Annotated in this window: 3 protein-coding genes and 1 pseudogene; 3 read left to right on the top strand and 1 reads right to left on the bottom strand. The window is 57.3% G+C overall.

Features of this window, described 5'->3' with window-relative positions:
- Window positions 1–458: pseudogene (carB, locus tag Q0341_RS08355) on the top strand (carbamoyl phosphate synthase large subunit); the annotation flags it as partial.
- 102 nt (window positions 459–560) lie between these two features.
- Window positions 561–1,037, top strand: coding sequence for a transcription elongation factor GreA (greA, locus tag Q0341_RS08350; protein WP_299512034.1), 477 nt, complete (start codon window positions 561–563; stop codon window positions 1,035–1,037).
- A gap of 76 nt (window positions 1,038–1,113) precedes the next feature.
- On the opposite strand, the gene Q0341_RS08345 is transcribed toward greA, so the two are convergent.
- Window positions 1,114–1,587, bottom strand: coding sequence for a YhbY family RNA-binding protein (locus tag Q0341_RS08345; protein WP_299512032.1), 474 nt, complete (start codon window positions 1,585–1,587; stop codon window positions 1,114–1,116).
- 32 nt (window positions 1,588–1,619) lie between these two features.
- Between Q0341_RS08345 and Q0341_RS08340 the strand changes: the two genes are divergently transcribed.
- Window positions 1,620–2,009 (top strand): RlmE family RNA methyltransferase (locus tag Q0341_RS08340; protein ID WP_299512029.1); only part of this gene is annotated, 390 nt, incomplete at its 3' end.

Below are 2,009 nucleotides of genomic sequence, written 5' to 3'. Positions count from 1 at the left end.
AGTTGGGTGCAGGCACGAAGTTGCCAAGGCCGACTCAGGCCGATGGGTCTCCTTCGGGCAAGGTCTTCATTTCTGTGAAGAACAACGACAAGGCGCGCGTCATTGACGTGGCTCGTCAGTTGGTGGCCCAAGGTTTTGAATTGGTGGCCACCAAGGGAACGGCTGCGGCCATTCAGGACGCGGGCGTGGCTTGCGCAACGGTGAACAAGGTGACTGAAGGTCGTCCGCACATTGTCGACATGATCAAAAGCAACGAAGTCGTTCTGGTCATCAACACCGTGGAAGAGCGGCGCAATGCGATTGCCGATTCGCGCCACATCCGGACTTCGGCCTTGCTCAACCGCGTGACCACTTTCACGACCATTGCCGGCGCAGAGGCGGCGGTAGAGGGCATGAAGTACATGGACCAATTGGACGTCATTTCGATCCAGGAAATGCACGCGCAATTGGCCAATTGAAACCACGGCCCTGGCCAAATGCCTGGCGCTGAGCTGCAGGCATAATGTCAACACTCACCGCCGAGTCTTATCGCTCGGCGGTTTGCTTTTGGAGAACAGAACATGTCAACCATCCCGATCACAAAACGCGGGGCTGAAAAGCTCAAAGACGAATTGCACCGTCTCAAAACAGTCGAACGTCCCGGCGTGATCCAGGCCATCGCTGAAGCACGCGCTCAAGGCGACCTGAGTGAAAACGCCGAGTACGATGCTGCCAAAGACCGTCAAGGCTTCATCGAAGGCCGAATTCAGGAAATTGAAGGAAAGCTGTCTGCTGCCCAGATCATCGATCCGGCTTCGGTGGATGCGGGTGGCCGCGTGGTGTTCGGTACCACCGTCGAATTAGAGGACGAGAGCTCGGGTGAGCCCGTGACTTACCAGATCGTGGGTGAGGACGAAGCCGATTTGAAGTTGGGCCTCATCAACATCAGCAGCCCGATTGCCCGCGCCTTGATCGGCAAGGAAGAGGGCGATGTGGCCGAAGTGCAGGCCCCAGGTGGCGTACGCCGGTATGAAATTGTGGGCGTGTCGTACGTTTGAGGCGTGAAAAAGGCCGTTGATTCACGGCCTTTGAAAAAAATCTTCGGTTTCAAACGGCAGCAAGCCATTGTTCAATTTACTCGTGGCGGCCTTTTTTGATCGATTTTTGCTTCGGCTTGGCCCGCTTGATCTGACCGCCAGCGGCCAAACGCTGGTTGCCCAAGACGCGCACAGTTTTGACCTCTGGGCGTTGACCGCCACGTGAGCTGTATTTGAGGATTTTGAAGTCCCGTGGACCCGCTTTGCGGTCCTCATCGGTTTCCTTGATCTTCTCGGGCTGTGGACGCCAGAGGATCAGCAATTTGCCGATGTGCTGGATGGGCGCCGCGTTGAGTTGGTCAGCCAGTTGAGCGAACATGGCTTCTCGGGCTGCGCGGTCGTCGCCCAGCACGCGAATCTTGATCAGGCCATGCGCATTCAAGGCGGCTTCGGTTTCCTTGACGACGGCAGGGGTCAGGCCATCGCCGCCGATCATGACGACCGGATCAAGGTGGTGGGCATCGGCGCGAAAAACTTTGCGCTCGGAAGGTGTGAGTTGTATTTGGGACATCCCGGTATTATCCCCCGCAAGGACGCAGAAGAATGAAAGTCAAAACCAAAAGTAAAAAAGTCAATAAAGCCTGGTTGAACGACCATGTGAATGACACCTATGTGAAGCTGGCCCTGAGAGAGGGTTATCGGGCTCGGGCCGCTTACAAGTTGAAGGAAATCGACGAAACCTTGGGCCTGATCCGTCCGGGCGATCTGGTGGTGGACTTGGGCTCGGCACCCGGTGCCTGGAGCCAGTACCTGCGCCGCCGTTTGTCACCGGATGGGGCGGCCGTGGGTGAACTCAATGGCTGCATCATTGCCCTGGACCTTTTGCCCATGGTCCCGGTGGAGGGCGTTCAGTTTATCCAAGGGGATTTCCGGGAAAACGAGGTGGCGGCCCTTCTCGAGGCGGCCCTGCAGGGGCGCCAAGCTGACGTGGTG

The organism is uncultured Limnohabitans sp. (genome assembly GCF_937889215.1).
Lineage (GTDB): Bacteria > Pseudomonadota > Gammaproteobacteria > Burkholderiales > Burkholderiaceae_C > Limnohabitans_A.
Note: the sequence above shows the minus strand (reverse complement) of the source record. Positions and strands in the feature narration are given on the sequence as shown.